Here is a 25320-nt window from a genome sequence, read left to right on the forward strand (position 1 = left end):
TTATCTTTCGTTAAATGGATGATACTTCTTGCTGTATCGACTTAAATAAATGACACGATACTTGATGTGTAGCTGATACTGTATCAAGTGTCGGTTGGACCTCTGCACATTTTTCTGTAGCAAAACGACAACGCTTATGGAATGCACAGCCACTCGGAGGATTAACAGGGCTTGGAACATCGCCAGATAAAATAATACGGTCCTTTTTATCAAAAGGATTTTCCTTAGGTATGGCCGATAACAAGGCTTTTGTATAAGGATGCTGAGGTTTCTCATAAATTTCCTTGTATGAACCAATTTCCACTATTTTCCCTAAATACATGACAGCAATACGATCACACATGTAGTTCACCACATTCAAATCATGTGAAATAAAAATATAGGTTAAACCGAATTCTTTCTGTAAATCTTTTAATAGATTGATAACCTGAGCCTGTACAGAGACATCTAATGCGGAAACAGGTTCATCACACACCACAATATCTGGATTCAGTGCAAGAGCCCGAGCAATATTAATGCGTTGTCTCTGTCCACCAGAAAATTCATGTGGATGGCGCTTTGCATGGTAGGCACTTAATCCGACCGTTTCAAGTAATTCAACTACTCGCTTTTTACGGGATGCCTCATCACCAATCCCATGAATCACTAATGGCTCAGCAATAAGATATTCAATCGTTTTACGAGGATCGAGTGATGCATAAGGATTTTGGAAAACCATTTGGATGGATTTTCGAGCAGAGCGGATATCTTTTGAATTTAAGCTTGCTAAATCCGTTCCCTTAAATTCAACTATTCCCTCTGTTGGTGAAATTAGCTGGTTGATTAAACGGGCGACTGTCGATTTACCACACCCCGACTCTCCCACAATCCCCAGTGTCTCGCCTTTATATAACTCAAAACTTACACCATCTACCGCCTTCACAAATTGTGTTGGTTTTTTAAAAGGAATTGAACTTTTAATGGGAAAATGCTTTTTTAAATTACTTACCTTTAAGACAAGTTCATTGTACTGTTGCATTAAAAATTCCCTCCTTCCTTGGGACAATTTGATCTTTTGCTTGTAAATGGCAGGCTACAAAATGGTTGTCCTGTACTTCCACTAAGTCAGGCACCTTACTACGACAAATATCTGTTGCTAAAGGACATCGTGCTGAGAAGTGACAGCCACTATGTGGCATTGTTAAATCTGGCGGACTACCTGGAATAGCTGGCAGCCTTTGTTGCTCTTGTGTCCCCATTGTAATTTGAGACTCTAATAATCCCCACGTATAGGGATGTAAAGGTTTTTCATAGAGCTGTCTTGTTGTAGTAGACTCTACTGTACGACCTGCATACATAACATTTACTTTGTCACATAGCTCCCAAACCACACCTAAATCGTGCGTAATCATAATAATGGCTGTATCGTGTTCTTGTTGTAATTTTTTCATTAAATCAAGAATTTGAGCTTGTACAGTTACATCTAGTGCAGTTGTAGGCTCATCAGCAATGAGTAGTTTCGGGTTACAAGCTAGGGCAATAGCAATCATGACACGCTGACGCATTCCACCTGAAAATTCGTGAGGATACATTTTTAATCGTTTCTCTGGCTCAGGAATCCCAACCATTTTTAACATATCAACGGCTTTGATAGCAGCATCTTTCTTCGATATTGTTTCATGTGCTTGAATCACTTCAATAATTTGATTGCCTACTGTTAATACAGGATTCAAACTTGTAATAGGATCTTGGAAAATCATTGAGATGTCATTGCCTCGTACATTGCGCATTTCCTTTTCAGAAATTCCTATTAAATCGCGGCCATTAAATAGAATTTTTCCATTCGTTATTTTTCCTGGCGGAGATGGAATTAAACGCATGAGAGCAGTGGCTGTAACACTTTTTCCTGATCCTGACTCTCCCACAATACCTAGTGTTTCCTTCTTATTTAATTGTAAATTTACTTCATTAACAGCTTTCATTGTAGAGCCGCCACTTTTAAATTCTACTGTTAAGTTTTCTACATCTAGTAAACGTTCAGTCATGACTCCACCCCCTTCCATTAAACTTTCATTTTCGGATCTAATGCATCGCGCAATCCATCCCCTAATAGGTTAATTCCAAGAACTGTTAATAAAATACAAATGCCTGAAAATGTCGCCATTTGGGGATTTAATACTAAAAAGTCTTTGCCATCTTTTAATATACTGCCCCATGAAGCTGTCGGTGGTTGAACGCCTAATCCTAAAAAGCTAAGGGCAGCTTCTGAAATGATAGCGCCAGCTGTGCTCATCGTTCCATAGACAATTAAAGGTGCCAAACAGTTCGGTAATATATGGCTAAAAATGATCCTCGTATGTGTAGCACCTAAAGAATGCGTTACTTCAACGAATTCTTCCTCTTTTACACTTAACACCTGTCCTCGAACAAGACGTGCGAAACCTGGAATATTAGCAATACCAATCGCAACAATGACATTGACAAGTCCTTGCCCTAATACCGTCATTAATGTAATAGCTAATAATATAAACGGGAATGCGAAAAGACCATCCATTGTGCGCATGATAATGGAATCAATGCGTCCACCAAAATACCCTGCCACTAAGCCTAGCAGTGTGCCAAACACAGCACCAAATAGCACTGCCGCAATCCCAACAATCATTGAGATTCTTGTACCGTAAACTAAGCGACTAAACAAATCACGACCATAGTTATCTGTTCCTAACAAATGTCCTTCTGTATTCATCGGTAAAAACGATTTACCGACAATCATTTCATTCGGTGGATGGGTAGCAATCAATGGGGCAAAAATAGCAACAATACCCATTAAAGTGACAATGATTAACCCAATTGTCGCTAATTTATTTTTTAGCAACTTGCGCAATAAGGTATTTCTTTTTTTCGTTTCTTGGACGATTGCTTGAGTCATTGTTATTTTTTCCCCCCATCCGATTCTAAATTGACCTTAGGATTCACCACTTTATAAAGTACATCGACTACTAAGTTAACAAGCACAAAGATAAACGCAATGAAAATAACAGTACCTTGGACGACTACAAAGTCACGTTTATCAATGGCATCTACAATTAATCGACCCATACCAGGCCAACTAAAAATTGTTTCTGTTAAAACCGCTCCGCCCAGTAAATTAGAAATTTGCATTCCTAACACGGTTAAAATCGGTGTTAGTGCATTCTTAAATGCATGTTTACCAATTACTAAATATTCTTTAATACCTTTAGAACGAGCTGTTTTAATATAATCTTGCGAAATAACCTCTAACATACTTGAACGGGTAATCCGTGCAAATGTCGCCATTGGAATCGTTGCTAAAGCAAATGCTGGCAAAATTAAATGCTTCAAATAGGTCCAGAGTCCATCGCTGATATTCCCCATCCCAGTCGCCGGGAACCAACCAAGATTAACACTAAAGAATAAAACAAGCATGATGCCCAACCAGAAAATTGGCATGGATACACCAACTAACGACACAAGCATAACAACATAATCAATGATGGTATTTTGCTTTCTCGCTGCAAATATTCCTGCTGGGATGCCAATCACGACTGCTATTAACAGCGCTGCCAATGCCAATATCACTGTATTAGGGAACCTTTCGAGAATAAGTCCGATGACAGACTCACTATAAGAATAGGAATATCCTAAATTTAACTGTGCTAGATCTCCTACATATGAAATAAATTGCGAAGGCATGGATTTATTTAATCCTAGCTCTTCTCTTAAATTCTCTACATCTTCTACACTCGCTTGTGGTCCAAGCATGACTGAAGCCGGGTCACCAGGAATCATTCGCGTAATAATAAAGACGATAATTCCTACTACTAGCAGTGTCGGGATGAGGTTAACTAATCTTTTTAAAATAAATGAGCCCATCTTAGCAAGACCTCCTTTTCATTATTAGAATCAGTGGTTCATATTGTGAATAATCACATAGTACACCACATAATAATTGTTTGTAAATATATTTTTTTCTGAATCTTTGTAATTTTATATTTACTTTCTGTTTACAAATGTGCTAATTTTAATCTCGAACCTACCATTTTTGAATCAACGGTTCATATTGTGAAACAAAAACTAAGGAGGCTAGTGCATATGAAGAAATTAAACGTAAGAAAGTCTTTACTACTACTCTTTTTAACTTTACTAATTGGTGTTTTAGCAGCTTGTGGTGGAAACAATGAGAAAAGTACTTCAACGGAGGAAAAAGAAGGAGAAGCTACTTCTGGAGGCACATTAAATGTCGGTCTGTCAGCCAATGCAAAAACGTTTGATCCGATCAAATATACAGGGGTTTATGAATCACAGGTAATGCGTCAAATGGGTGATACGTTAGTTGTTTATAACAAAGATCTATCTGATATCATCCCATCGTTAGCAACAGAATGGAATGTATCAGAGGATATGTTAGTCTACACATTCAAATTACGCGAAGGTGTTAAATTCCAAAAAGGTCAGTATCAGGATGGCCGTGAAATGACAGCTGAAGATGTGAAATACTCTTTAGAACGCTCTGCTAAAGAATCTGCTATGAATCGTTTAAGTGGTGTCACAGAAGTGAAAGTGTTATCGGATTATGAGGTAGAGATTCACTTAGCTACACCGAATGCTGCCCTACTTGCTATGCTAACGGATGCAGGGAATATTATTATTCCAAAAGAAGAGGTTGAAGGATGGGGCGATAATTTTTCTGAACACTTTGTTGGTACAGGTCCATTCCAACTAACTGAATGGAAAAAAGACCAAGAGGTAAAATTAGTTCGTCACGGTAATTACTGGGGCGATAAGCCGAATATCGATAACTTAACAATGAAATTTATCTCCGATCAAAATATGATGACAAACGCATTACGTTCTGGTGATATTGATATTGCCATGGATGTTAAAGGTCAAAACCGAGAAATCATCAATCAAGATAGTAACCTTGAGCTTTTAACAAATCCAGGTCTATCTATTGTTTATCTTGATCTTAATAACAAAGTAGGTCCAACTGCTGACAAGCGCGTTCGTGAAGCAATTTATATGGCAACAAATGTAGAGGAAATTATTTCTGGCGTTAACCAATGGGGTGGCGGCGATGTTTCTTATTTACCATTACCACCAGGTTCATGGGGATATGATCAATCGTTAGTTGATATGGTACCAAAGTATAATCCAGAAGAAGCAAAAAAATTGCTAGCAGAGGCTGGTTATGCTGATGGGTTCAAGACAGAGATTTTTGTATCAGAAGCACGTGTTCCTTACGCAACGATTTTCCAAAGTCAGTTAAAGAAGAACTTAAATATTGATGTGGAAATAAAAGTGCTTGAATGGGGTACTTACAGTGATACTGTGGCAAAGGGTAATGCGCCAATGAATATTGGTGGCTGGACTTGGTACCCAGATCCTTATTTCTTCCTTTATCAATTATTCCACACAAATCAAATTGGTGCGTTAGGAAATGGTAAAGGCTACAGCAATCCAGAAGTGGATAAATTATTAGAACGTGCCGTATCAGAAACAGTGGTGCAAGAAGAACGTGCAAAATTATACCAAGAAGCATTAAAGTTGATTTTAGCTGATGTTCCACGTATTGAATTAGAGGCAACACAAACGGTTGCAGGTGTAAACAAAAAAGTACAGGGCTTTGAGGTTTCTGCTGATAACTCCGTACAAATTGTCCATCCAAATGGCACAAACGTATCCATTACAAAATAATTAAACTTGAAAAGTGGGGATACCAGTCTCCGCTTTTCTCTTCATAAGGAGAGATTTGATCCGATGACACGCTATATAAATGGACTTGTTTTTAATTCTGAGACTCGTAGCTTTAATAAGCAATCTTTTCAAGTACAAGGGCAATACTTTGAACCCGCTACTAATTCACCTGAAACAGAGTTGGATTTAGATGGCTACTATATTACACCAGGTTTTATCGATAGCTGCTCACAAATCGGTCTAGCTGAAATAGGGATTCGTTGGGAAGGAGATGATAGCTATGAATTTGACTCACATCTGCAATATTCTGTAGTTGATGGCATATACCCATTTGATACTGCTTTTCAAAAAGCTGTTTCTCATGGGGTGACGGCATCTCATATTGTTCCCTCACCTAAAAGCTTGATAGGTGCAAAAACGGCTATTATACATCATACACATACAACGGTTGATGAAATGGTTATTTCAAAAGATGTGGCTTATTCCTTCTCTATTGGACATCAGGCAAAAAGTACATTTTTCGCTGAAAAGAAAAAACCACTCACACGTATGGGCATTGCTAAAATTTTAAGAGAAACATTACAACAAATTCAGCAACAAGAGCCGTCCATTACGAAAATCGTTATTCGAGCTCACAAAGCCGTTGATCTTGAATTCGTTAGCCGCCTTCAACAAGAATTTGGGTCAATTTTTGATTTTCATATTATCCATGGCACTGAAGTTACATTCCTTCATGAAACATCCTTTAATACGGTTATAGCTGGTCCCACATTTCGATATATTGAACACAATGAGATGATGGCACTATCACCCAAACTGTATCATCAACTGTTTAAGAACAATATTCCATTCGTTTTTTGTACGGATCATCCTGTTAGTAGCACCTCTCATCTAACATTAGAAGGTTGCTTAGCTGTAAGAGAAGGTATGGCACGCCAGGACGTGCTATATGCTCTCACAACAGGGGCTGCAAGTTTTCTAGGGATCGCCCATAAAACAGGTGCTATTCGTGATGGTCTTCTTGCTGATTTTGTTATTTGGGATAAGCATCCATTAAATTTAGATGCCCAGGTTATCGCAACCTATATTAAAGGAACAAAAGTTTATGCACGGGAAGAAGGGTTTACACAATGATTATTTATCATCATGCGAAGTTTCTTACAGTCAATGAGCAGAACGATACTTGTGAACAGTTATGGATCGAAGATGGGCGTATTGTCTATATTGGACCAGCCAAAGAATTCCCCTCACAAGCAGAGCTAGTTGATCTACAGGGAGCTTATGTTACACCAGGGTTAATTGATATTCATGCCCATGTTGGAACATGGGCTGAAGTCACTGAAGACATTAATGATGCCAATGAATATAGCGAACCCTTTACACCTCTTATGCACGCTTTAGACAGTGTAGATATCCGACACTTTTCTTTTCAACATGCGTTAGAAGGTGGCGTAACCACTGTACAAACTGGGCCAGGTAGTGCCAATGTCATTGGTGGCATTTGGAGCATTCTTAAAACAGCAGGGCCTACCCTTTCCTCTCGTGTTTTAGTAGAGCGGAGCGGTTTAAAGGGGGCCCTAGGGGAAAATCCGAAAAACGTCTTTGGCAATCAGTATAAGCGCAAGCCGATGACTCGCATGGCCATTGCACAGCTTTTACGAGATGGTTTCCAACGTGCAAGTCAACTCAATGAACAACAACAAACTGAGCAAATTAAACAAAATGCTGAGTTACGCCCGTTTATTGAGGTTCTTCGAGGGGACATGCCACTTCGCCTTCACTGCCATAGAGCAGATGACATTATGACAGCAATTAGAATTGCCAAAGAATTTAATGTGAAGCTTCATTTAGAACACTGCACAGAAGGCTATCTCATTGTGGATGCCGTTAAAGAAAGTGGATTCCATGCAACGCTTGGTCCTTATATGTTAACGCCATCTAAATACGAAACGCGTCATTCTACACCAGCAATTGCTGGCATTTTTAAAGAACATAATATTCCGTTTGCTATCATGACAGATCATCCATTTGTACCAATTCAATACTTAAAGTATTGTGCCACAGAAGCGATTCGTTATGGTTTAGATGAAGACACAGCCCTCAAAAGCATTACGATCAATGCAGCTAAGCTTGTACAGCTAGATCACCGCATTGGTAGCCTTGAGGAAGGCAAAGATGCTGATTTTGTTGTTTGGTCGCACCCTATTTTTGAAACAGAAGCAAAGGTTTTACAAACTTATGTAAATGGACAAAAATATTACGAAGCGGAGTGAGCGCAATGCAACATTCGAAAATTGCCGTTGTAACAATTGGTCAGGCACCACGTAAAGATATGGCAGAGGATATACAGCAATTAAGAGAAGCAGGTTTACATGTTCATGAATTCGGTGTACTGGATTCACTTTCCTCAGAGGAAATTGCTACACTTTCGCCTTCTTGTGAGGACTCAGATGTTTTAGTAACACTTCTTACCAATGGTCGACAAGTAAAGCTCAGTAAACAAAAGCTCATGCCTTATATTCAAAGCTGCATTGATGATCTACATGAATTCACTTGGATACTACTTATGTGTACAGGAGATTTTGCGAATAAATTATCCTATAAAAATCTTTTATTACCTGATCGTATGATGACTAATTTAGTGAAGGGCTTACATACAGAATTAGCCATTGGTTTAATAGGTCCCGAACCCGAACAACAACAATCGGTTGCAGAGAAATGGCAAAAAGCACAGTTCGATGTAACTTTTTCAGCAAGCTCCCCATATCACTTTGATAACCAACATTTATTGTCAAAAGCACAACAATTAGAAGAGCAAGGAGCTGATTTGCTTATTCTTGATTGTATGGGCTATTCCACAACAATGAAAAACATGATTAAAGATCAACTCACTATCCCCATCATCGTCCCTCGAGAAGCGGTTTTTACAATTTTAAAAGCCATTTGTTAATAGAAGAAAAGGTCACTTCTGATTCAGTGACCTTTTCCCCTATTCGCTAGACACGCTTATTGAAATAAGGAAGCTGCTCAACGAATGCCTTCGTATCATCATCTCCATATTCATGAACAAGTGCATAGATTTTCATTAATCTTTTATCTATTTCATCATTTTCTCTATCTAGGTGATACTGTAAATACGGTAACTGTGCACGCCATGCATTCGAAATTTCCAACAGTTGCATTTGCTGAAAGATTCTCTCAAACACATCTAATGCTTGTCGATCTACATTGAGTTCGAAATTCCATGGGCCTGCATATGGGTTGGTATAATACGTTCTATTGGCAAGTGAAAAATATACGCGCTGACGATCCATCTTTACGATTCACTCCTTTTTCCATAGTATGGAGTGATAGGTGTTGTTTTATTCGCTTTTATGTCAAACTTCCTTCACAATTAATAGGACCAGATAATTTATAATAGGTATGATGAATAAAGAACGGAGTGAATACTATGAGTTTAACTACGCTCTTAATAGTCGCAGTTATCATCGTTATTTTAATCACCATTGCGACAATTATCAGTGTCAACCGTGCCTATGCCTTTAAACATACTGTTGATGAAAAACCGAAGCAAAGCTATCATCAAGAGGAAAATTAAATACCATTACTGAATTTGGAGTGAAAGAAATGGGCGTACCTTTACCAATTATCATTATGATTGCGATGATGATGCTAATGTTTGGTGTTTCTGTCATTATCATTATGAAGAAAAAAAATAATATTTTTACACAAACAATTGATCCAAAGCCTGAACAACTTACGTCTCAGCAAAAGGAAGAGCAACGATGAAATACCCCTTTATTTGGCTCATCCAGTTTTATAGAAAATTTATTTCACCTATGACGCCACCTACGTGTCGTTTTCATCCTACCTGTTCTTCTTATGGGCTCGAAGCTTTTCAAAAGCACGGTGGATTCAAAGGCTTCCTCTTAACCATTACACGTATATCCAAATGCCATCCATTTCATCCTGGTGGCTTTGATCCTGTGCCTGAAAAATGGCCTTCGAAAAAGAATTAATTTCGGAGGGCATTTTTTTCTTGTACTTTTTTAAGTTGTGCGTTATCATAATAACTGTTCTAAAAAATAAATCGTAATGATTACTATTTAAGAGAGGTATCTTACTTATATGAAAAAACTATATGTATTACTGTTAGTCGCAGTTCTTGCTTTATTTACTGCCGCTTGTGGAGACAAATCGTCCACATCCCAAAAGACTGAGAAAAAAGATAAATTAAGTATTTATACAACGGTTTATCCGTTAAGCTATTTTGCACAGCGGATTGGTGGAGATTATGTTGAAGTAGCTTCTATATACCCAGCTGGTGCGAATGAACATACCTTCGAGCCAACTCAAAAAGATATGATGAAATTAGCAGATGCTGATATCTTTTTCTATATTGGCTTAGGACTTGAAGGCTTTGTAGAAAACGCTAAAAAAACTTTAGCGAACGAAGATGTCACAATGGTGGCAACTGCTGATGAAGTTTCAGATGAAAAATTAGCTGTAAGCACAGGACATGTTCATGCAGAAGATGAAGAACATGAAGTAGACGCACATGATGAGCATGAGCACGGTACAGCAGAGGACAATCATGAACATGAAGCTGAAGAACATGGACATGATGAGCATGAGCATGGGGATATCGATCCGCATGTTTGGTTATCTCCTACAATTAGTCAAGACTTAGCACTGGCTATTAAAAACACACTAGTTGAAAAAATGCCAGCACAGGAGGCAACTTTTAACACAAATTATGATGCGTTAGTAAAAGAAATGCAGGATTTAGATCAAGATTTCAAAGCAATGACTGACAAAGCACAAAATAAAACATTCTTTGTATCCCATGCTGCATTTGGCTATATTGCAGGTCAATACGGCTTAACTCAAGTGCCGATTGCTGGCTTGAATTCACAAAATGAGCCATCTCAAAAGGAATTAACAAAGATTGTAGACAAAGCAAATGAATTGCACATTCACTATATTTTATTTGAACAAAACGTCTCTTCCAAATTAGCAGAGATTATTCAAAAAGAAGTTGGTGCAGAATCTCTTGTCTTGCATAATTTAAGCGTATTAACAGCTGATGATGAAAAAAATAAAGAAACCTATTTCACATTGATGCAAAAAAATATTCAAACATTAGAAAAAGCTTTAAGCGTTCAATAATATGAGTAAGGAGGTGCCCCGCTATTGGGACACCTCCTTTATTATGACGTATTTTTCTTGTGGCATTCGTTTTCCCGTTCGATAAAAAGACCCTAGCCACTTCATTGCTTTTTGCTTAGTTACATGCTTAAATTTTGGCTGAAGGACAACAAAAGCCGTTATACTACTTTCTACTAGCATCGGTGGCCACTCCGTAAAGTTAAACTGAATTGAATTGTCTTGTTTATTTGTTTTTTGAGTAATAAGCTTCATCGGCTGTTCCACTAATGGTTGTACGGCTAACCGATTTTCTTCGATGATTGATAACCCCATAATTTGATTCAATTGATGTTGTATAGGTGTTGCTAAACTTTGTCTTTTTGTTTCTTCCTGCAAATCTATATATTTCTCGCTTGTTGCAGCAGGGAAATTTTTATAATCCCATGTATGATCTTGTGCTAATTGGCGATCAGACACTAAAAAATATTGATAGCGCACTTCTCCTTTACGATCAGGCAAAGGGTCATCCCATGTCACATCAATATGATACCAAGCATGATCAAGTTTCACTAATACCCAGGCATGTAGCTGTTCTCCTACTTTTCCAGGTACATATTGTACCTCAAAGCCCAACATTTCTAACATTCTATATAGCACTAAAGCATATGCCTGACAGACGCCCTTATTCTCCGTTAATAATGTATAAGGAGAATATTGACTTCCTTCTGTTTCCTTAGAGTATTCCGCGGACAATACAATAAAATCATGTGCAGCCTGTAGTTTTTCTATGTCACTTAATCCATGCATAGGTGCAATAATATTTTCCAAAGTTTGCTCTACAAATAACGCCTCTGTTTGTGAGAGATGGTACGTAAATGCAAAGGCAATGACGATATTATTGCTATAACCTTCGTACTTCCATTGGAAACTAGAAATATTAGTATAAATATAAGAGTTTTCAATTGCATTTTTAGTAATTTCTGTTAGTTCATCCTTTATCTTGGCTAAGTCACCAGTATAACGAATCGAGAATTCGGATGATAGATGCATAACTTCTTTATTAATGAGAGATTGTAGTGTTTCAATTGAATGAGCTGTTGCTACATCTTCTTTTTCATAGTTTGCAAATACTTGCACATGACTCATTTGTAGAACAAATAATATAATGACAACATTATATATATATTTCCTCATATGAGTCATTCTCCTTTACTAAATAGTTTATGCCTCTCTTTTTTTATTATGTTAATAAATGATTAATTTCATGCTAAAAGTTCAAATAAAAAAGAAGCCTTCCTTTTAAGAAGACTTCTCTCACAAAGTTTTTACTGTAATAATTTCCGTCTCAACAATTTATCCGCACCATTGCGCGGAAGACTGTCTGTAATAATCATTTCTTTAGGTACTTTATATTTAGCAAGTTTCTGTAAACAAAAGGCCTTTAGTTGCTCAACAGATACCTGCTCATTTAACACGATAAATGCGATGGGTACCTGTCCCCATTGTTCATCAGGCATACCGCATACACCCGCCTCTTTGACAGCTGGGTGTGTAAGTAGTACATTTTCTATTTCTGCAGGATAAATATTTTCTCCCCCTGAAATGATTAAATCTGCCCTTCGATCAATGACGAATAAATAACCCTCTTCATCCACATAACCAATATCACCTGTATGAAGCCAGCCAGCCTTCGTTGCATTTTTTTGTGCAAAACGTCCAATATAGCCAGGTGTAACATGGGGACCTCGAATGCAAATTTCCCCTTCACCTTTAGCATTTGGCTCAGCAATCATTATTTGATTAAAAAATAGAGGCTTTCCAGCAGAACCAATTTTCCGCATAGCATCTTCACTTGCCAATGTGGCAGTTTGTGAGGAGGTTTCAGTCATTCCATACGTTTGTGCGACAGCTAAATTTAAAGCATGTGCTCTCGCTAAATAATCAACGGGAACAGGTCCACCTCCAGCTAGCATTAACTTAAAATAAGAGGAAGCTTTCGCATTGCGTTGCTCTAGCGTATGTAGAATTCGTTCCAAGGTCACCGCTACAACAGACATATGGGTGACATCCCCATCCATAATATTTTGTGCGATAGCTTCTACATCAAATTGCTCATATAAAAAGATTTGATTTCCATATAGCAGAGAACGCACTAAAATGGAGAATCCACTAATATGGAATAAAGGGACCGCACATAGCCAAATGTCATGCGCCTGCAGCCCAATATTTAAAACGGAGGCAGTGGCACTAGCCTGATGATTTCCAACTGTTTGGCGAACCCCTTTTGGAAAGCCTGTTGTACCCGACGTATACATAATCGTAGTTGTTTGATGAAGAGGCCATTCCTTTACAATATCTACTGCACTCTCTGCACCCTTTTCAATTGCTGAAAATAAATGATAGGTTGTTTCAGATGGCAGCTTTGCTATATCCTCATCGGCAACCAATACGGCTACAGCCTCTGAATCCTCTAACTGATAAGCCAACTCATCCTGTGAAAGTCTACGATTAAGCATCACCATTTCACATTGCAGATGCATGCAGGCATACATCATGATCACAAGCTCAGGCTTACTTGGCCCCATAATAGCAATTCGATCACCCTGTTGAATACCGAGTGTCACTAATTGTCGAGCACGTTTTATCGATTCATTATTTAATTCTTGAAAAGTCCAGCTTTGCTTTTTAAAAGTAAGTGCCTTGCGCAATGGTGTTAAATAAGCTCTTTGTAAAATCCAGTTAGGATACATCTTTGTCACTCCAATCACCCTACATCTTAACGCTTTCCCATCTAGTTTGTCTATTACTCCATGTAGTATCTAGCTTTTTAGTGAAAACCTCTATCCTTCACCTATTGAGTTCTATCCGCTACTTTAATAATTTTATCCACCTCTTAGCCGCTTCTATCCCCTACTTTTAGATTTTTATCCTCAATCTGCTCAAGACATATAAAAAGCTCGTATCTCCAAAAGATACGAGCTTTCAACCCTATATTAATCAAGGGAATCTTGGGAATTGACCGAAATCTGGTTGACGTTTTTCTTTGAATGCATCGCGGCCTTCTTTTGCTTCATCAGTTGTGTAGTAAAGAAGTGTAGCATCTCCAGCCATTTGTTGAAGACCTGCTAAACCATCTGTATCTGCATTCATCGCTGCTTTTAAGAAGCGTAGTGCAGTTGGTGACATTTGAAGCATTTCTTCACACCATTGAACTGTCTCATCTTCCAATTGCGCATAAGGCACAACTGTATTGACTAAGCCCATATCAAGTGCTTGTTGTGCATCGTATTGACGGCATAGGTACCAAATTTCACGTGCCTTTTTATGACCAATAATACGAGCAAGATAGCCTGAGCCATAACCAGCATCGAATGAACCTACTTTTGGTCCAGTTTGTCCAAAGCGAGCATTGTCAGCTGCAATTGTTAAGTCACAGACAACATGTAAAACGTGTCCTCCACCAATTGCGTAGCCAGCTACCATTGCTACTACAGGTTTTGGAATTACACGGATTAAACGTTGTAAATCAAGAACGTTTAGACGTGGAATTTCATCTTCTCCTACGTAGCCACCGTGACCGCGAACTTTTTGGTCTCCGCCTGAGCAGAAAGCATGTTCACCTTCACCAGTTAGAATAATAACACCGATATTTTTATCATCGCGTGCACGTGAGAATGCGTCAATCATTTCCATTACCGTTTTTGGGCGGAATGCATTACGCACTTCTGGACGGTTAATCGTAATTTTTGCGATACCGTTATAGAACTCATACTTAATGTCTTCATAAGTATGTAATGTTGTCCATTGACGTGTCATTGAATTGCCTCCTATATCATTAAATTCGTCTCGTTTCTAGCGAGGCGCTAACGTAATCGTATATTACGTTAAATACTCCTCTACTATTGTAGCAAACTCAGCGGGATTTTCCACATGAATTGCATGTCCAGCGTCATTTACTGTTAAATGCTTAACAGTATTTAATAGCGCTTTCATTTCTAGTGCAATTTTACAAAATTTCTCATCCAATGAACCGGTAATTAGCAGGACAGGTATTTCTAGTTGCATCAGTCTATCCCAATTTGAAGGTTGAACGCCTGTCCCGATACCTCTCAAGCTACCAGCAAGTCCCTCTTCCTTCTGTGAAAGTCGCTCTTCTCGAATGGTTTCTCTTACCCTTTTAGGTAGACGTTGCTGTGAAGCAAAAAGCGGGATGCTTTCCCATGCATTGACAAAGGACAGTAAACCATTTGTCATTATTTTTTGCGCCAGTTCTTCATCTCGCTTACAACGTTCATGTTGCTCTTCCATTGTTCGCAAGCCAGGAGAAGCACTTTCTAAAATGAGCTGATGTATGCGAGCTGGATACGAAATGGCATAGGATAAAGCGATTCTTCCACCCATTGAATAGCCTAGCAGTGTAAATTTCTCTAAATGAAGCTGGCAAAATAGTTCTTCTAAATCCTGTAATTGCTCTTCCATAGAAAAACGCTGTACGTGCTGTGGAATAGCTGTTTGACCATGTCCGATTAAATCAACCGCAATAACACGCACATGAGGTAGAGCTTGTGCTAGATTATGCCATGTTGCTGAGCTACCGGTAAATCCATGTAAGGCAACGACTGTGTATTCACCGTTTTCATTCCATATGTCGACATGGGTTTCAAGACCACGAATCATCCACTTTGTCATGCTTTTAACTCCGCATTAATTCGATTCCATAGACCTCGATGTGCATTCACATTCTCAGTTCTATCTGTAAATATTTCAACTAATCGTAAAGAATGGTTTTTACAAGTTGAAAATTTTTCAGAAAGCTCAGAGATTGTTTCGACACGTACATAGTCCATATTATACATATGTGCAATATCACGGAATTCGAGGGCTGTCGGTGTGCCAAATAAATCCTCATAGTGATCTTCAACAGTTGACTGTGGTAAATAAGAAAAAATACCACCACCATCATTATTCATCACAATAATCGTTAAGTTACATTCCTGATATCTGGAAGCAATGAGTCCATTCACATCATGTAAAAAAGCTAAATCACCAATCAGTAAATAACTTTCTCGATTATTTCCTTGACTGAAACCGATTGCTGTTGATACAACACCATCAATCCCGTTCGTTCCTCGATTGGCAAAAACACGTAAATCTTTCGGTGTAGCCAATAAAAATGTATCAATATCTCGTACTGGCATACTACTGCTAACGAAAATATCACTACCGTCAGGAATCATTTTGAGTAAACGACTGACTATAGCCCCTTCATCTTTTTCTACCTCTGAATATTGCTCAATATACATAGAAGCAAGCTGATTCGCTTTTTGCCATTCAGCTAAGTATGTTTCCTCGATAGCTGTTTCAGTGATAGCTAATTCTGTTAGCCATTGATCGACATTCGCATGAATAAAATGCGTAGATACGCCTGTAGCATCTCTGAACATAGGATCTTCATCGATAATCACATATGCATTTGGTCGTGACTTTGTAATAAATTGCATCATAAACTTCGAGACTGGTTGTGCCCCTATTCGGATTACTGTATCTGGTTGCACCAGTGCTTTGAAGTCATCACTCTTCATAATGGCATCATAGGTTGTCACGATATATGGTAAACAATCCTCTGGTACGGATGTACGCATATTCGATAAACTTTCAACAATGACAGGCCACTTCAGCTGACGTACAAATTCCCAAACAATGGATAATTCTGTACCAAGAGCTAACTCACCAATGATCATAAAACCTCTTTTAGTCGATTGTATAATAGAGGATAGTTCCTGTTGATCCACACGTGTTGGGGTTAATTGTCCCATACTGCTGTGCTTAAACGTCACTGCTGGTAGCTCCTGCTGTAAATCAATTAATAGTGGTTCACGGAAAGGTACATTAATATGGACGGGTCCAAAAGGTGCGCTCGTGGCAATGGCTACCGCACGAGCAAGATGGCGCTCAATAAAAGGCAATGTTGGTTCAGCACCATCTGCTAACGGAAAATCAACACTCCACTTCACATGTGAACCATATAAATTGGGTTGGTTGATAGCCTGTGGAGCGCCTACCTCACGTAATTCATGTGGGCGATCAGCTGTTATAATAATTAATGGTACACGTGCATAGCTTGCCTCCACAATCGCAGGAAAATAGTTAGCTGCTGCTGTACCAGATGTGCATAAAAGAACCACAGGCTTAGTAGTTGCCTTAGCAAGCCCTAGCGCAAAGAATGCTGCTGAGCGCTCGTCTACCTGCCGATACATTTTTACTTGTTTAGTAGATGCAACCGCATAAGCAAGCGGCGTTGAACGTGAGCCTGGGCTAACGACAACGTTTTCTACACCAGCCTGCACTAGTGATGCGACCATTTTATAAACATAATCTGTTAGTATTTTTCGTTCACTCATGTAATTGTCCCCCTAGCGCACGAAGCATTGGACGGAATTTTACTAATGTTTCTTCATATTCAGATTGTGGTTCGGAATCTGCGACGATTCCACCGCCTGCATATAAATAAGCTTTATCATTTAATAAGGCTGCTGAACGAATGGCAACTGCGAATTCACCGTTCCCCTCTGCATCTAGCCAGCCTATTGGCGCAGCATACAGTCCTCGATTCATCGGCTCATATTTACGGATGGCTGCCAATGCTTCCGTGCGTGGTACACCACCTAAAGCGGGTGTTGGGTGTAATGATTTAGTCAATTGTAAGATTGTTGCATCCTGATTTAACTGACCTTCAACAGGTGTATACAAATGTTGAATATCTCGTATTTTTAACAAGCGTGGTCTATCTGGCACCGTCATGTCCACACAATTTTTACGGAATGTTTCCGCAATCATATCCACAACATACTGATGTTCTCCGCCATTTTTAGGGTCATTTAATAAACTTTGTCCAAAAGCCTCATCTTCCTCTGCAGTCTTACCTCGTTTAATTGAGCCAGCAATACAAGAAGAAAATGCTCGACCATCTTCTACCTTCACAAGTCGTTCGGGTGATGCTCCGAAAAACAATAAATGTCTATGCTCTAAACCAAATAAATAGCTTTCTGGCTGTTCATGAATAATTTGAGAAAGTACTTGTGGTGCGGATACATACTCTTTAAATTGCAAAGCAAGTGATCGTGCAATGACCACCTTATCTGCCTTTTTCTGTTTAATTAATGCTGTCACTTGATCGATTGAGGCTAAATAAGGTTCTTTATATGGTTCAAAATAACTTGTGATTTCAGGTTTTGTATACGTTTTCACTTCTTTAACCTGAGCTGCATGGATTAAATGATCTCGCTCTTTTCTTAAAGCTTCGAACTGATCCTCAGCCTGTTGGTCTTGTGTCAAAAGATGAATACTCACATATGCTTTATCATCGCGTATCACCAGTTGAAACGTTGCTAATGCAAAATAAGCCTCTGGGAAATCCGTCCATTCCCCATCTACATTATTTTGAGGATCAAATGTAAAACCGCCAAACAAAATTGGTTGTAACTCTTGTTGACCTTTTGGACAGTTTTTCGTTATGTTTTTCCATTCCGCTTCAACTGCATCAAAGCGGTTTTCTTTAGCGTTGTTTTGAATAATATGAGCATGTCCTAGCCCAACTAATGTCATTGTTTTCTCTCTATTTTGCCAATAAAATCGTTCACCTTTATAACATTCCTCGCCAGCTGCATAAAACGCCAGTGCAGATAGGCGACTTACTTCCATTGTTTCCATATAAAAATGAAGGCTTTGGCCCAAAGAGTCCACTTCTACTTCTGTGGCTTGGTACCACTTCTGTTGCATGAAAATTACCTCCGTTGTTGCAATGTACATAATTTTAATGATGATTAAATAACACATCATATTTTGGTTGGCAACACGTGATTCGTCCTGTTGCTAATCGTTCTTTTTTATTTTCAGTTCATAAATGCATGTTCTATTGTATCACTTTTTTTCATTAAACAGTATGTAATAAGCTGTGAACCTACCCATTTTCTCAATCTTCGTTTAAAATAAGAAGAGTCGACAACATTTGAAGGAGAGAAAGACCTTATGACCAAAGTCATTGAAGCTGATAGGGGTTTTAAAGTTTGGTGGCATTTAACACGTCCACATACTTTAACCGCTTCATTTGTTCCTGTATTCCTAGGAACAGCAATTGCCTTAGCAATTGAAAAAGAAACAATTGATTTTGGACTATTTTTTGCTATGCTCATTGCAAGTATGCTTATACAAGCAGCAACGAATATGTTCAATGAATATTATGATTACAAATTAGGATTAGATAACGAGCATTCCGTCGGGATTGGCGGAACGATTGTCCGTCATGGTGTACAGCCAAAGACAATTATGATGATTGCATTAAGCTTTTATGCTATTGCCATGCTTCTTGGCATTTACATATGTGCCTCAACATCTTGGTGGTTAGCTGCTGTCGGACTTGTTTGTATGCTTATTGGCTTTTTATATACAGGTGGACCGTACCCAATCGCCTATTCGCCATTTGGTGAAATTGTTTCTGGCGCAGTAATGGGGATGGGCATTGTATTAATTGCCTTCTATATTCAAGCGCTTACAGTAACACTGGATGCTGTCTTGCTCTCTGTACCAAGCATGATTTTAGTCGGTGCCATTATGCTATCGAACAATATACGTGATATCGTTGGCGATACAGAAGGCGGACGAAAAACTTTAGCTATTTTGGTAGGACGTGATAATGCGATTTCCGTGTTATCAGGCTTTTTTATCGTCTCTTATTTATGGGTGATTGCTCTTGTAGCAGTTGATGGCATTACTTTTTGGGCATTAATCATCTTCCTAAGTATTCCAAAACCATTACGTGCCATTCAAATTTTCCGAGACAAAAAAGAAGCCAAAGAGGTAATGCCTGCGATGAAATATACAGCGCAAACAAATACATTCTTCGGCTTCCTATTAGGAATCGGTTTATTAATTCATTATTTCTTTTATTAAGATGCAGCAGCCTTAACGGGTTGCTGCTTTTTTTACATAGCGTCGAAAATTTTTGCTTGCAATACCATACACTTCTTCATCTGAAAAGCGTGTACGTAATACCTCTAGTAAATTTTGCGCCTCTCCTGCATGTGCTAAGCCACTGACAGTCCGATCAATCCCATCAAAATCGGAGCCTAATCCAATATGCTCCACACCTACCAGTTTTGCTAAATGCTCCACATGTCCCACTAAATGGTCTAGTGTTGCACCTTTGCCTATAAAGAGTGGGAAATAAACTACATGGATATGTCCTCCCGCCTCTACAAGTGCCTTTGCCTGGTCATCTGTTAAGTTACGCGGGTGATCACATAGTGCACGTGCATTACTATGGCTTGCAATAATATGCTTTGCAAGCGGCAAAACATCCCAAAAGCTTTGCTCATTTAGATGAGATACATCAATAATAATATCGCGTTCATTTAATAATTGTATAACTTCTTTACCAAATGGCTTTAAACCAAGAGTTGCATCCTGTTCAGCACCATGAGCCACAGCATTTTCTTCATTCCACGTTAAACCTACTAATTTCACTCCTGCATCCAGTACAGCTGTCAGTTTTGTTAAATCTTCGCCAATGGCACTACAGCCCTCTAAGCTTAAAATGGCTCCTATTTCGTGTGGAGCTAATTGATCTAACTGTGCCCAATCTGTAATATGCACCATGCCCTCTGTTTGTATTACGTGAGTATGGAATGCTTCGATTTGGCGCATGACCTCAAGAAATTGCAAATTTTGCGCGATTTTTGGGTCAATAAAGATAGCGAACACTTGAGCCTCTACTTGCCCTAATTGCAATCTTTTTTGATTAGCATGTAGTCGCACATCCTCTGCAAAATTTGCCGTTTCAAGAGTAGTTAACTTTAAAAGCGCATCACAATGTAAATCAATAATCTTCATATCCTCACCTCTACAGTTATTATACTGCTTCTGTAAGGAAAAGCTGACTACATTTTATCCTGTGGTGTATCAGAAGAGCCGAATTCCTCAAGCTCGATAAAATCATCTGATTTTGGTGTTGAAGAAAGAACATCTTCTTCCACTGGTCGTAAACTGTCTTCTTTCTTTTCAGCATGCTCCACACATGTCAGAGCTTGCGGCATTGCCTTTAAGCGACCAATCGGAATTTCTTTACCACAGACTGCACACTTGCCATATGTACCGTCTGCCATTGCTTGAAGAGCTTCTTTTATTTCTTCAGCATTATCACCACGATGCTCATCAATAGCCATTTCTGTGAGCTGATCCGTTAAATCACTTGCATTATCAGCTGGATGATTATCATAATTCGATAGTTCTGTCGCTTGAGGTCGCTCTGATTCTTCTATTCGTTGTTCTATTTCTTGTAATTCTTGCTCTAGTTGTCTTTTTAATTGTTGCATTACTTGTTGATCCACAATAATCTCCTCCTCATGCTTTCATTTTTTCCTATTTTACGATTTCTAAAACATGTCAGCATAAGGAAGACCTATTTACTTACTTGTATAAGCTATAATGGCGTCATGCAAAAATTGCGCTGCTCCTGTTTCACCACGTTCATCATAATAAGCTGTAAAACGTTCATCAGCAATATACATTTGTGCCAGCCCTGCATGTGCCTCTTTGGAATACTCTTTCCACGTAAAGTTGAGCCAGCGTTTATGCAACTCTGCAACTTCCATCGCAATGTCACTTGCAGCATCTCCAAGTTTCATTGCCTCTGCTAAGCGTTCAAACATTTGCTGTTCTAGCTGTTGCATCGCTTGATATTGTTGCTCCGTCATGTTCATAAGCTTAGCATTGGATGCATCCACTGTTTCATTCCCATATTTCTCACGGATTTCTTTGCCGTACTGCTTTTCGTTATCCTCCATTAACTTTTCTTTAAAGCCTTTAAATTTTTCTTCATTTGACATTGGTTGTTCCTCCTCAATGGATTGTATTGTTTTTTCTACTGTCTGTAAGATCGTTTCCAACTGTTCTTTGCGTTGAAGCAAAGCAGCTCTATGTGTTTTGAGCGCCTCAGCATGCTGAAAATTTGGTGCTTGAACAATAGTCTGAATTGTCGCTAATTTCATATCTAATGCACGATAAAATAAAATCTGCTGCAACATATCGACCTCCCATTGGCCATAAAATCGATAACCTGCCTCATTGGTTCTTGCTGGTTTTAGCAATCCAATTTCATCATAATAACGCAATGTTCTTGTACTAACACCCGATAGTTGAGCAAGCTCCTGAATGGTATATTCCATATCATCACCTCCACTTAATGCTACTGTAAGCTTTGACGCAACGTTAAGGTCAAGAGTAAAATAAAAAAATTTTATTAAACTTAATCATACCTTCATATCCTTTTACAAAAGTAAAAATAGCAAACTAGTAAATCACTAGTTTGCTATTGATTCGCATATTTCCCATGCCATACTATTTCTCGATAACTCTCTTTATCTGTATGACCCTCTGTATTAATAAACAGCACCCTTGCATGTTCATTTAGGTGCAAGGCATGTTTTAATTCCTTATATTGTTTATTAGTCATTATTTCATAAAAGCAACCAAATGGCGCCGCTCCTGATTCACCAGCTATAATGCGGGTGTCTGTAGCTAAAGGATTTCCTAGAACGCGCATACCCGTTGCTGCTATTTCTTCCTCACACGAGATACTTATTTTTATAAAGGTTTTTAAGATTTGCCAAGCCTGTGGATTAGGTTCACCACAAGCAAGACCTGCCATTATTGTTTGCATCTCTCCACCAACAGTGACAAATTGATCTGTATTTTTCTTAAAGCTTTCATAATAGCAATTAGCGACATGAGGCTCAACCAAGACAAATGTAATTTCCTGCTCATAGTATTGCTGTAAAAATGCTACTACTGCTCCGGCAAAGGACCCCACACCAGCTTGCAAAAATACATGTGTTGGGGCTTGCTGAATCTGTTCAACAATCTCCTGTACAAGGGTTGTGTACCCCTGCATAATCCATAATGGAATTTCTTCATAGCCTTCCCACATCGTATCCTGAATCAAGACCCAGCCATTTTCTTGTGCAAGCCGTGAGGTATAACGAACAGTATCGTCATAATTCATTGTCGTAATTTCAGCAAAAGCCCCTTCACTTTTAATATGCAGTAACCGCTCAGCGGAGCTACCAGTTGGCATATATATTCTTGCTTGAAAACCCAGTTCTCTTGCCGCCCAGGCCACACCACGACCATGATTACCATCTGTCGTTGAAATAAATGTTGGATTGCCTACTTGCGCTCTTACTTCTGGGGTTTTTAACTGTTCAAACGATAGCTCCTCTATATTCCTTCCAAGCTTATTGGCAACATATTGTGCAATTGCATAAATTCCGCCTAAAACTTTAAAGGCATTTAAACCAAATCGATAAGATTCATCTTTAATCATGATTTTTTCTACACCCATATATGAAGATAGTGCCTCAAGATGATGGAGTGGTGTCTTCTCAAAATGCTCATATGTACGCTGAAATTGACCAATCTTTCTCACTTGGTCTAGTGAAAAATATGGAAGTATTGCAGTTGCTTGTTTTATATGGTCTTGCTCTAAATAATGCTGATTATAAACCCACCTTAATTTTTCCTTCATCGCCATCCCCCTCAATTTACGGTCAATATCTACATCATAGTCTATCTAACTTAATAGTACCAGGAGAGTATATATTAGGAAATAAAAAAACTATACATTTATCAAACACCGATAAATGTATAGTTTATGAGAAAATTATTTAACAAAGATTTCTTTCACTTGATCTAGCATAATATTCGCAGCTAAAATGCCTCCAGCCGTATTCCAAATGACATCATCCACCTTATGTGCATTGCCTTTTTGGACAGCTGTTAAGTTTTTCCAAAGTGGGTCTTGTGTCCACTCTTGTTCAGTTGCTAGTGCTGAATCATCACCTGTTGGCATGTACGTGAAGTAGAAAATAACATCCCCATCCATTTGAGGGATTGCTTCTTTCCCAACTTCAATCGCTAAGTTTCCTAGTTTTGCATTATCTTTAAATAAATCTGCTTGCGCTGCAACACGTTTAAATCCTAAAGCATCAAAAATCACACCTGAGAATGAATCTGTGTAATAGATACGAGATTTATCGGCCATAAAGCGTACAAATGAAACTTCTTGGTTGGTTTGTTCTCCAAGCTCTTCTTTCAGTGCTTGTAACTTATCTTCGTAAGCTTTTAGTACTTCTTCACCTTTTGTTTCTTGATTTACTGCTTTAGCGAATAATTTAAAATTCTCTTTCCAGTCGCCACGTAATGTTTCAGAAAACACTGTTGGAGCAATTTTGCTAAGTTTCGCATAATCTTTTTCTTGTCGTAATTTATTGCCAATAATTAAATTAAATCCACACTCTTACGCTCCATTGCTCGATTATTAAAACCTAAAAAAGGCTCCGTTTTATTAGATGGTGAGGATATTTTTAAATTATCAACAAAACAAGTGGCTAAAAACCTCTCTATTCTTCCCCAATCTCCTGTTGCACCAGAAGGATTAACTGTCCTACAACTTGTGAAACAAGGTCGCTATCCTTACCAAAGTTGGCGACAACAGTGGACTGAAAAGGATGAAGAAATCGTTTTAAATGCTTTAAAAGCTACAGGTACTGAGCATTTACAAGATAGACCAGTAGATGAGCTATCAGGAGGACAACGTCAACGTGCGTGGATAGCTATGACGCTTGCTCAAGATACAGATATCATTCTTTTAGACGAGCCTACGACATACTTAGATTTAACTCATCAAATAGACGTTTTAGATTTACTGTACGAATTGAACCAACAGCAAAAGCGAACTATCATTATGGTATTACATGATATTAATCTTGCTTGTCGCTATGCCGATCATATTATTACAGTGCGTGACCGTGGTGTCTATCGTCAAGGGAAACCAGAAGAAATTATGACAACTGATTTAGTTAGTCATGTGTTTGACCTTGATTGCCAAATGACGACAGATCCAATCTTTGGTACACCTCTTTGCATCCCATATGGAAAAGGACGAAAAATTTAATCGTTAATTTGAAAAAATAAGCCTACACAGAATGATTAATCTGTGTAGGCTTTCATTTAATATAGCTATGTTATTAATCTAAGTATCTAATAAATTAAAAAGTGCAGTAGATGTAAATTCATCTACTGCACTTAGTATGACCCGTACGGGATTCGAACCCGTGTTACCGCCGTGAAAGGGCGGTGTCTTAACCACTTGACCAACGGGCCCATGGCGGAGAAGGAGGGATTTGAACCCTCGCGCCGGTTACCCGACCTACACCCTTAGCAGGGGCGCCTCTTCAGCCTCTTGAGTACTTCCCCAAAATAAAAATGGCTCCGAAGGCAGGACTCGAACCTGCGACAACCTGATTAACAGTCAGGTGCTACTACCAACTGAGCTACTTCGGAATAATGGTGGGCCTAAATGGACTCGAACCATCGACCTCACGCTTATCAGGCGTGCGCTCTAACCAGCTGAGCTATAGGCCC

24 protein-coding genes, 4 tRNA genes and 2 pseudogenes are annotated in these 25320 nt (G+C 38.8%); 10 read left to right on the forward strand and 20 right to left on the reverse strand.

Annotated features, from left to right (window positions below; translation table 11 throughout):
* Nucleotides 1-10: 10 nt before the first annotated feature.
* The 4 genes from NP781_RS16535 to NP781_RS16550 are packed head-to-tail and all read right to left on the reverse strand — an operon-like array spanning nucleotide 11 to nucleotide 3873.
* Nucleotides 11-1018, reverse strand: coding sequence for an ABC transporter ATP-binding protein (locus NP781_RS16535; protein WP_257520391.1), 1008 nt, complete (start codon nucleotides 1016-1018; stop codon nucleotides 11-13).
* Complete coding sequence (locus tag NP781_RS16540) at nucleotides 1002-2024, reverse strand: ABC transporter ATP-binding protein (protein ID WP_257520392.1); 1023 nt, start codon at nucleotides 2022-2024, stop codon at nucleotides 1002-1004. Before NP781_RS16540 ends, NP781_RS16535 begins: the two co-directional genes overlap by 17 nt.
* Before the next feature lie 17 nt (nucleotides 2025-2041).
* Nucleotides 2042-2908, reverse strand: coding sequence for an ABC transporter permease (locus NP781_RS16545; RefSeq protein WP_004225950.1), 867 nt, complete (start codon nucleotides 2906-2908; stop codon nucleotides 2042-2044).
* A gap of 2 nt (nucleotides 2909-2910) precedes the next feature.
* Nucleotides 2911-3873 (reverse strand): ABC transporter permease, encoded by a 963-nt coding sequence (locus NP781_RS16550; RefSeq protein WP_004225947.1) that lies wholly within the window; start codon nucleotides 3871-3873, stop codon nucleotides 2911-2913.
* Between the two features lie 219 nt (nucleotides 3874-4092).
* Between NP781_RS16550 and NP781_RS16555 the strand changes: the two genes are divergently transcribed.
* From NP781_RS16555 to NP781_RS16570, 4 genes are all read left to right on the forward strand, one after another.
* On the forward strand, nucleotides 4093-5694 hold the full coding sequence (locus NP781_RS16555) for an ABC transporter substrate-binding protein (RefSeq protein ID WP_257520393.1): 1602 nt from the start codon (nucleotides 4093-4095) through the stop codon (nucleotides 5692-5694).
* Between the two features lie 63 nt (nucleotides 5695-5757).
* Entirely contained in the window at nucleotides 5758-6828 is a 1071-nt protein-coding gene (locus NP781_RS16560) for an amidohydrolase family protein (RefSeq protein WP_221681069.1), read from the forward strand.
* The gene (locus NP781_RS16565) at nucleotides 6825-7967 is read left to right on the forward strand and encodes an amidohydrolase (RefSeq protein ID WP_221681070.1); all 1143 of its coding nucleotides are present in this window, start codon (nucleotides 6825-6827) and stop codon (nucleotides 7965-7967) included. Before NP781_RS16560 ends, NP781_RS16565 begins: the two co-directional genes overlap by 4 nt.
* A gap of 5 nt (nucleotides 7968-7972) precedes the next feature.
* Complete coding sequence (locus NP781_RS16570) at nucleotides 7973-8644, forward strand: AroM family protein (RefSeq protein ID WP_257520394.1); 672 nt, start codon at nucleotides 7973-7975, stop codon at nucleotides 8642-8644.
* A gap of 46 nt (nucleotides 8645-8690) precedes the next feature.
* Here NP781_RS16570 and NP781_RS16575 read toward each other — a convergent pair whose 3' ends face one another.
* Complete coding sequence (locus NP781_RS16575; protein WP_221681072.1) at nucleotides 8691-9008, reverse strand: transposase; 318 nt, start codon at nucleotides 9006-9008, stop codon at nucleotides 8691-8693.
* A gap of 137 nt (nucleotides 9009-9145) precedes the next feature.
* On the opposite strand from NP781_RS16575, the gene ytzI reads away from it, so the two are divergent.
* The 4 genes from ytzI to NP781_RS16595 all read left to right on the forward strand — a co-directional run bounded on the left by ytzI (nucleotide 9146) and on the right by NP781_RS16595 (nucleotide 10863).
* The gene (gene ytzI, locus NP781_RS16580) at nucleotides 9146-9292 is read left to right on the forward strand and encodes a YtzI protein (RefSeq protein WP_221681073.1); all 147 of its coding nucleotides are present in this window, start codon (nucleotides 9146-9148) and stop codon (nucleotides 9290-9292) included.
* Nucleotides 9293-9321: 29 nt separating this feature from the next.
* Nucleotides 9322-9483 carry a hypothetical protein gene (locus NP781_RS16585; RefSeq protein WP_016992522.1) on the forward strand — a complete coding sequence of 54 codons (162 nt, stop codon included), beginning with the start codon at nucleotides 9322-9324 and terminating at the stop codon, nucleotides 9481-9483.
* Nucleotides 9480-9713 carry a membrane protein insertion efficiency factor YidD gene (gene yidD / locus NP781_RS16590; protein ID WP_221681074.1) on the forward strand — a complete coding sequence of 78 codons (234 nt, stop codon included), beginning with the start codon at nucleotides 9480-9482 and terminating at the stop codon, nucleotides 9711-9713. The genes NP781_RS16585 and yidD overlap by 4 nt, the downstream gene beginning before the upstream one ends.
* Before the next feature lie 109 nt (nucleotides 9714-9822).
* Nucleotides 9823-10863 carry a metal ABC transporter solute-binding protein, Zn/Mn family gene (locus NP781_RS16595; protein WP_221681075.1) on the forward strand — a complete coding sequence of 347 codons (1041 nt, stop codon included), beginning with the start codon at nucleotides 9823-9825 and terminating at the stop codon, nucleotides 10861-10863.
* 21 nt (nucleotides 10864-10884) lie between these two features.
* Here the strand turns inward: NP781_RS16595 and NP781_RS16600 are convergent, their stop codons facing one another.
* The 6 genes from NP781_RS16600 to NP781_RS16625 all read right to left on the reverse strand — a co-directional run bounded on the left by NP781_RS16600 (nucleotide 10885) and on the right by NP781_RS16625 (nucleotide 18621).
* Nucleotides 10885-12036, reverse strand: a complete 1152-nt coding sequence (locus tag NP781_RS16600; RefSeq protein ID WP_221681076.1) for a transglutaminase domain-containing protein — start codon at nucleotides 12034-12036, stop codon at nucleotides 10885-10887.
* Nucleotides 12037-12167: 131 nt separating this feature from the next.
* Nucleotides 12168-13592: an o-succinylbenzoate--CoA ligase gene (locus NP781_RS16605; protein WP_221681097.1), complete on the reverse strand. Its 1425-nt coding sequence runs from the start codon at nucleotides 13590-13592 to the stop codon at nucleotides 12168-12170.
* A 247-nt stretch (nucleotides 13593-13839) separates the two neighbouring features.
* The gene (menB, locus tag NP781_RS16610; protein WP_004225917.1) at nucleotides 13840-14658 is read right to left on the reverse strand and encodes a 1,4-dihydroxy-2-naphthoyl-CoA synthase; all 819 of its coding nucleotides are present in this window, start codon (nucleotides 14656-14658) and stop codon (nucleotides 13840-13842) included.
* A 63-nt stretch (nucleotides 14659-14721) separates the two neighbouring features.
* Nucleotides 14722-15531, reverse strand: coding sequence for a 2-succinyl-6-hydroxy-2,4-cyclohexadiene-1-carboxylate synthase (gene menH, locus NP781_RS16615; protein WP_221681077.1), 810 nt, complete (start codon nucleotides 15529-15531; stop codon nucleotides 14722-14724).
* A complete protein-coding gene (menD, locus tag NP781_RS16620; RefSeq protein WP_221681078.1) occupies nucleotides 15528-17243 on the reverse strand; it encodes a 2-succinyl-5-enolpyruvyl-6-hydroxy-3-cyclohexene-1-carboxylic-acid synthase in 1716 nt (571 codons plus the stop codon). The genes menH and menD overlap by 4 nt, the downstream gene beginning before the upstream one ends.
* The gene (locus NP781_RS16625; RefSeq protein ID WP_221681079.1) at nucleotides 17236-18621 is read right to left on the reverse strand and encodes an isochorismate synthase; all 1386 of its coding nucleotides are present in this window, start codon (nucleotides 18619-18621) and stop codon (nucleotides 17236-17238) included. Before NP781_RS16625 ends, menD begins: the two co-directional genes overlap by 8 nt.
* A 249-nt stretch (nucleotides 18622-18870) precedes the next feature.
* On the opposite strand from NP781_RS16625, the gene NP781_RS16630 reads away from it, so the two are divergent.
* The gene (locus tag NP781_RS16630; RefSeq protein WP_036078494.1) at nucleotides 18871-19791 is read left to right on the forward strand and encodes a 1,4-dihydroxy-2-naphthoate polyprenyltransferase; all 921 of its coding nucleotides are present in this window, start codon (nucleotides 18871-18873) and stop codon (nucleotides 19789-19791) included.
* 12 nt (nucleotides 19792-19803) lie between these two features.
* Here NP781_RS16630 and NP781_RS16635 read toward each other — a convergent pair whose 3' ends face one another.
* The 5 genes and pseudogenes from NP781_RS16635 to NP781_RS16655 all read right to left on the reverse strand — a co-directional run.
* Complete coding sequence (locus tag NP781_RS16635) at nucleotides 19804-20730, reverse strand: dipeptidase (protein ID WP_221681080.1); 927 nt, start codon at nucleotides 20728-20730, stop codon at nucleotides 19804-19806.
* 47 nt (nucleotides 20731-20777) lie between these two features.
* Nucleotides 20778-21227, reverse strand: a complete 450-nt coding sequence (locus tag NP781_RS16640) for a TraR/DksA C4-type zinc finger protein (RefSeq protein WP_221681081.1) — start codon at nucleotides 21225-21227, stop codon at nucleotides 20778-20780.
* Nucleotides 21228-21302: 75 nt separating this feature from the next.
* On the reverse strand, nucleotides 21303-22064 hold the full coding sequence (locus NP781_RS16645; protein WP_221681082.1) for a MerR family transcriptional regulator: 762 nt from the start codon (nucleotides 22062-22064) through the stop codon (nucleotides 21303-21305).
* 143 nt (nucleotides 22065-22207) lie between these two features.
* A complete protein-coding gene (locus NP781_RS16650; RefSeq protein ID WP_257520395.1) occupies nucleotides 22208-23422 on the reverse strand; it encodes a diaminopropionate ammonia-lyase in 1215 nt (404 codons plus the stop codon).
* Between the two features lie 135 nt (nucleotides 23423-23557).
* A pseudogene (locus NP781_RS16655) lies at nucleotides 23558-24181 on the reverse strand (ABC transporter substrate-binding protein); the annotation flags it as partial.
* Here NP781_RS16655 and NP781_RS16660 point away from each other — a divergent pair.
* Nucleotides 24182-24850 (forward strand): annotated as a pseudogene (locus NP781_RS16660) (ABC transporter ATP-binding protein); the annotation flags it as partial.
* A gap of 137 nt (nucleotides 24851-24987) precedes the next feature.
* Here the strand turns inward: NP781_RS16660 and NP781_RS16665 are convergent.
* The 4 genes from NP781_RS16665 to NP781_RS16680 all read right to left on the reverse strand — a co-directional run bounded on the left by NP781_RS16665 (nucleotide 24988) and on the right by NP781_RS16680 (nucleotide 25320).
* Nucleotides 24988-25059 (reverse strand) — tRNA-Glu (locus tag NP781_RS16665).
* 2 nt (nucleotides 25060-25061) lie between these two features.
* Nucleotides 25062-25152 (reverse strand) — tRNA-Ser (locus tag NP781_RS16670).
* A gap of 10 nt (nucleotides 25153-25162) precedes the next feature.
* A tRNA-Asn gene (locus NP781_RS16675) sits at nucleotides 25163-25239 on the reverse strand.
* Nucleotides 25240-25243: 4 nt separating this feature from the next.
* Nucleotides 25244-25320: transfer RNA gene (locus NP781_RS16680), tRNA-Ile, on the reverse strand.

The sequence above is a fragment of the Lysinibacillus sp. FN11 genome, assembly GCF_024628845.1.
Lineage (GTDB): Bacteria > Bacillota > Bacilli > Bacillales_A > Planococcaceae > Lysinibacillus > Lysinibacillus capsici.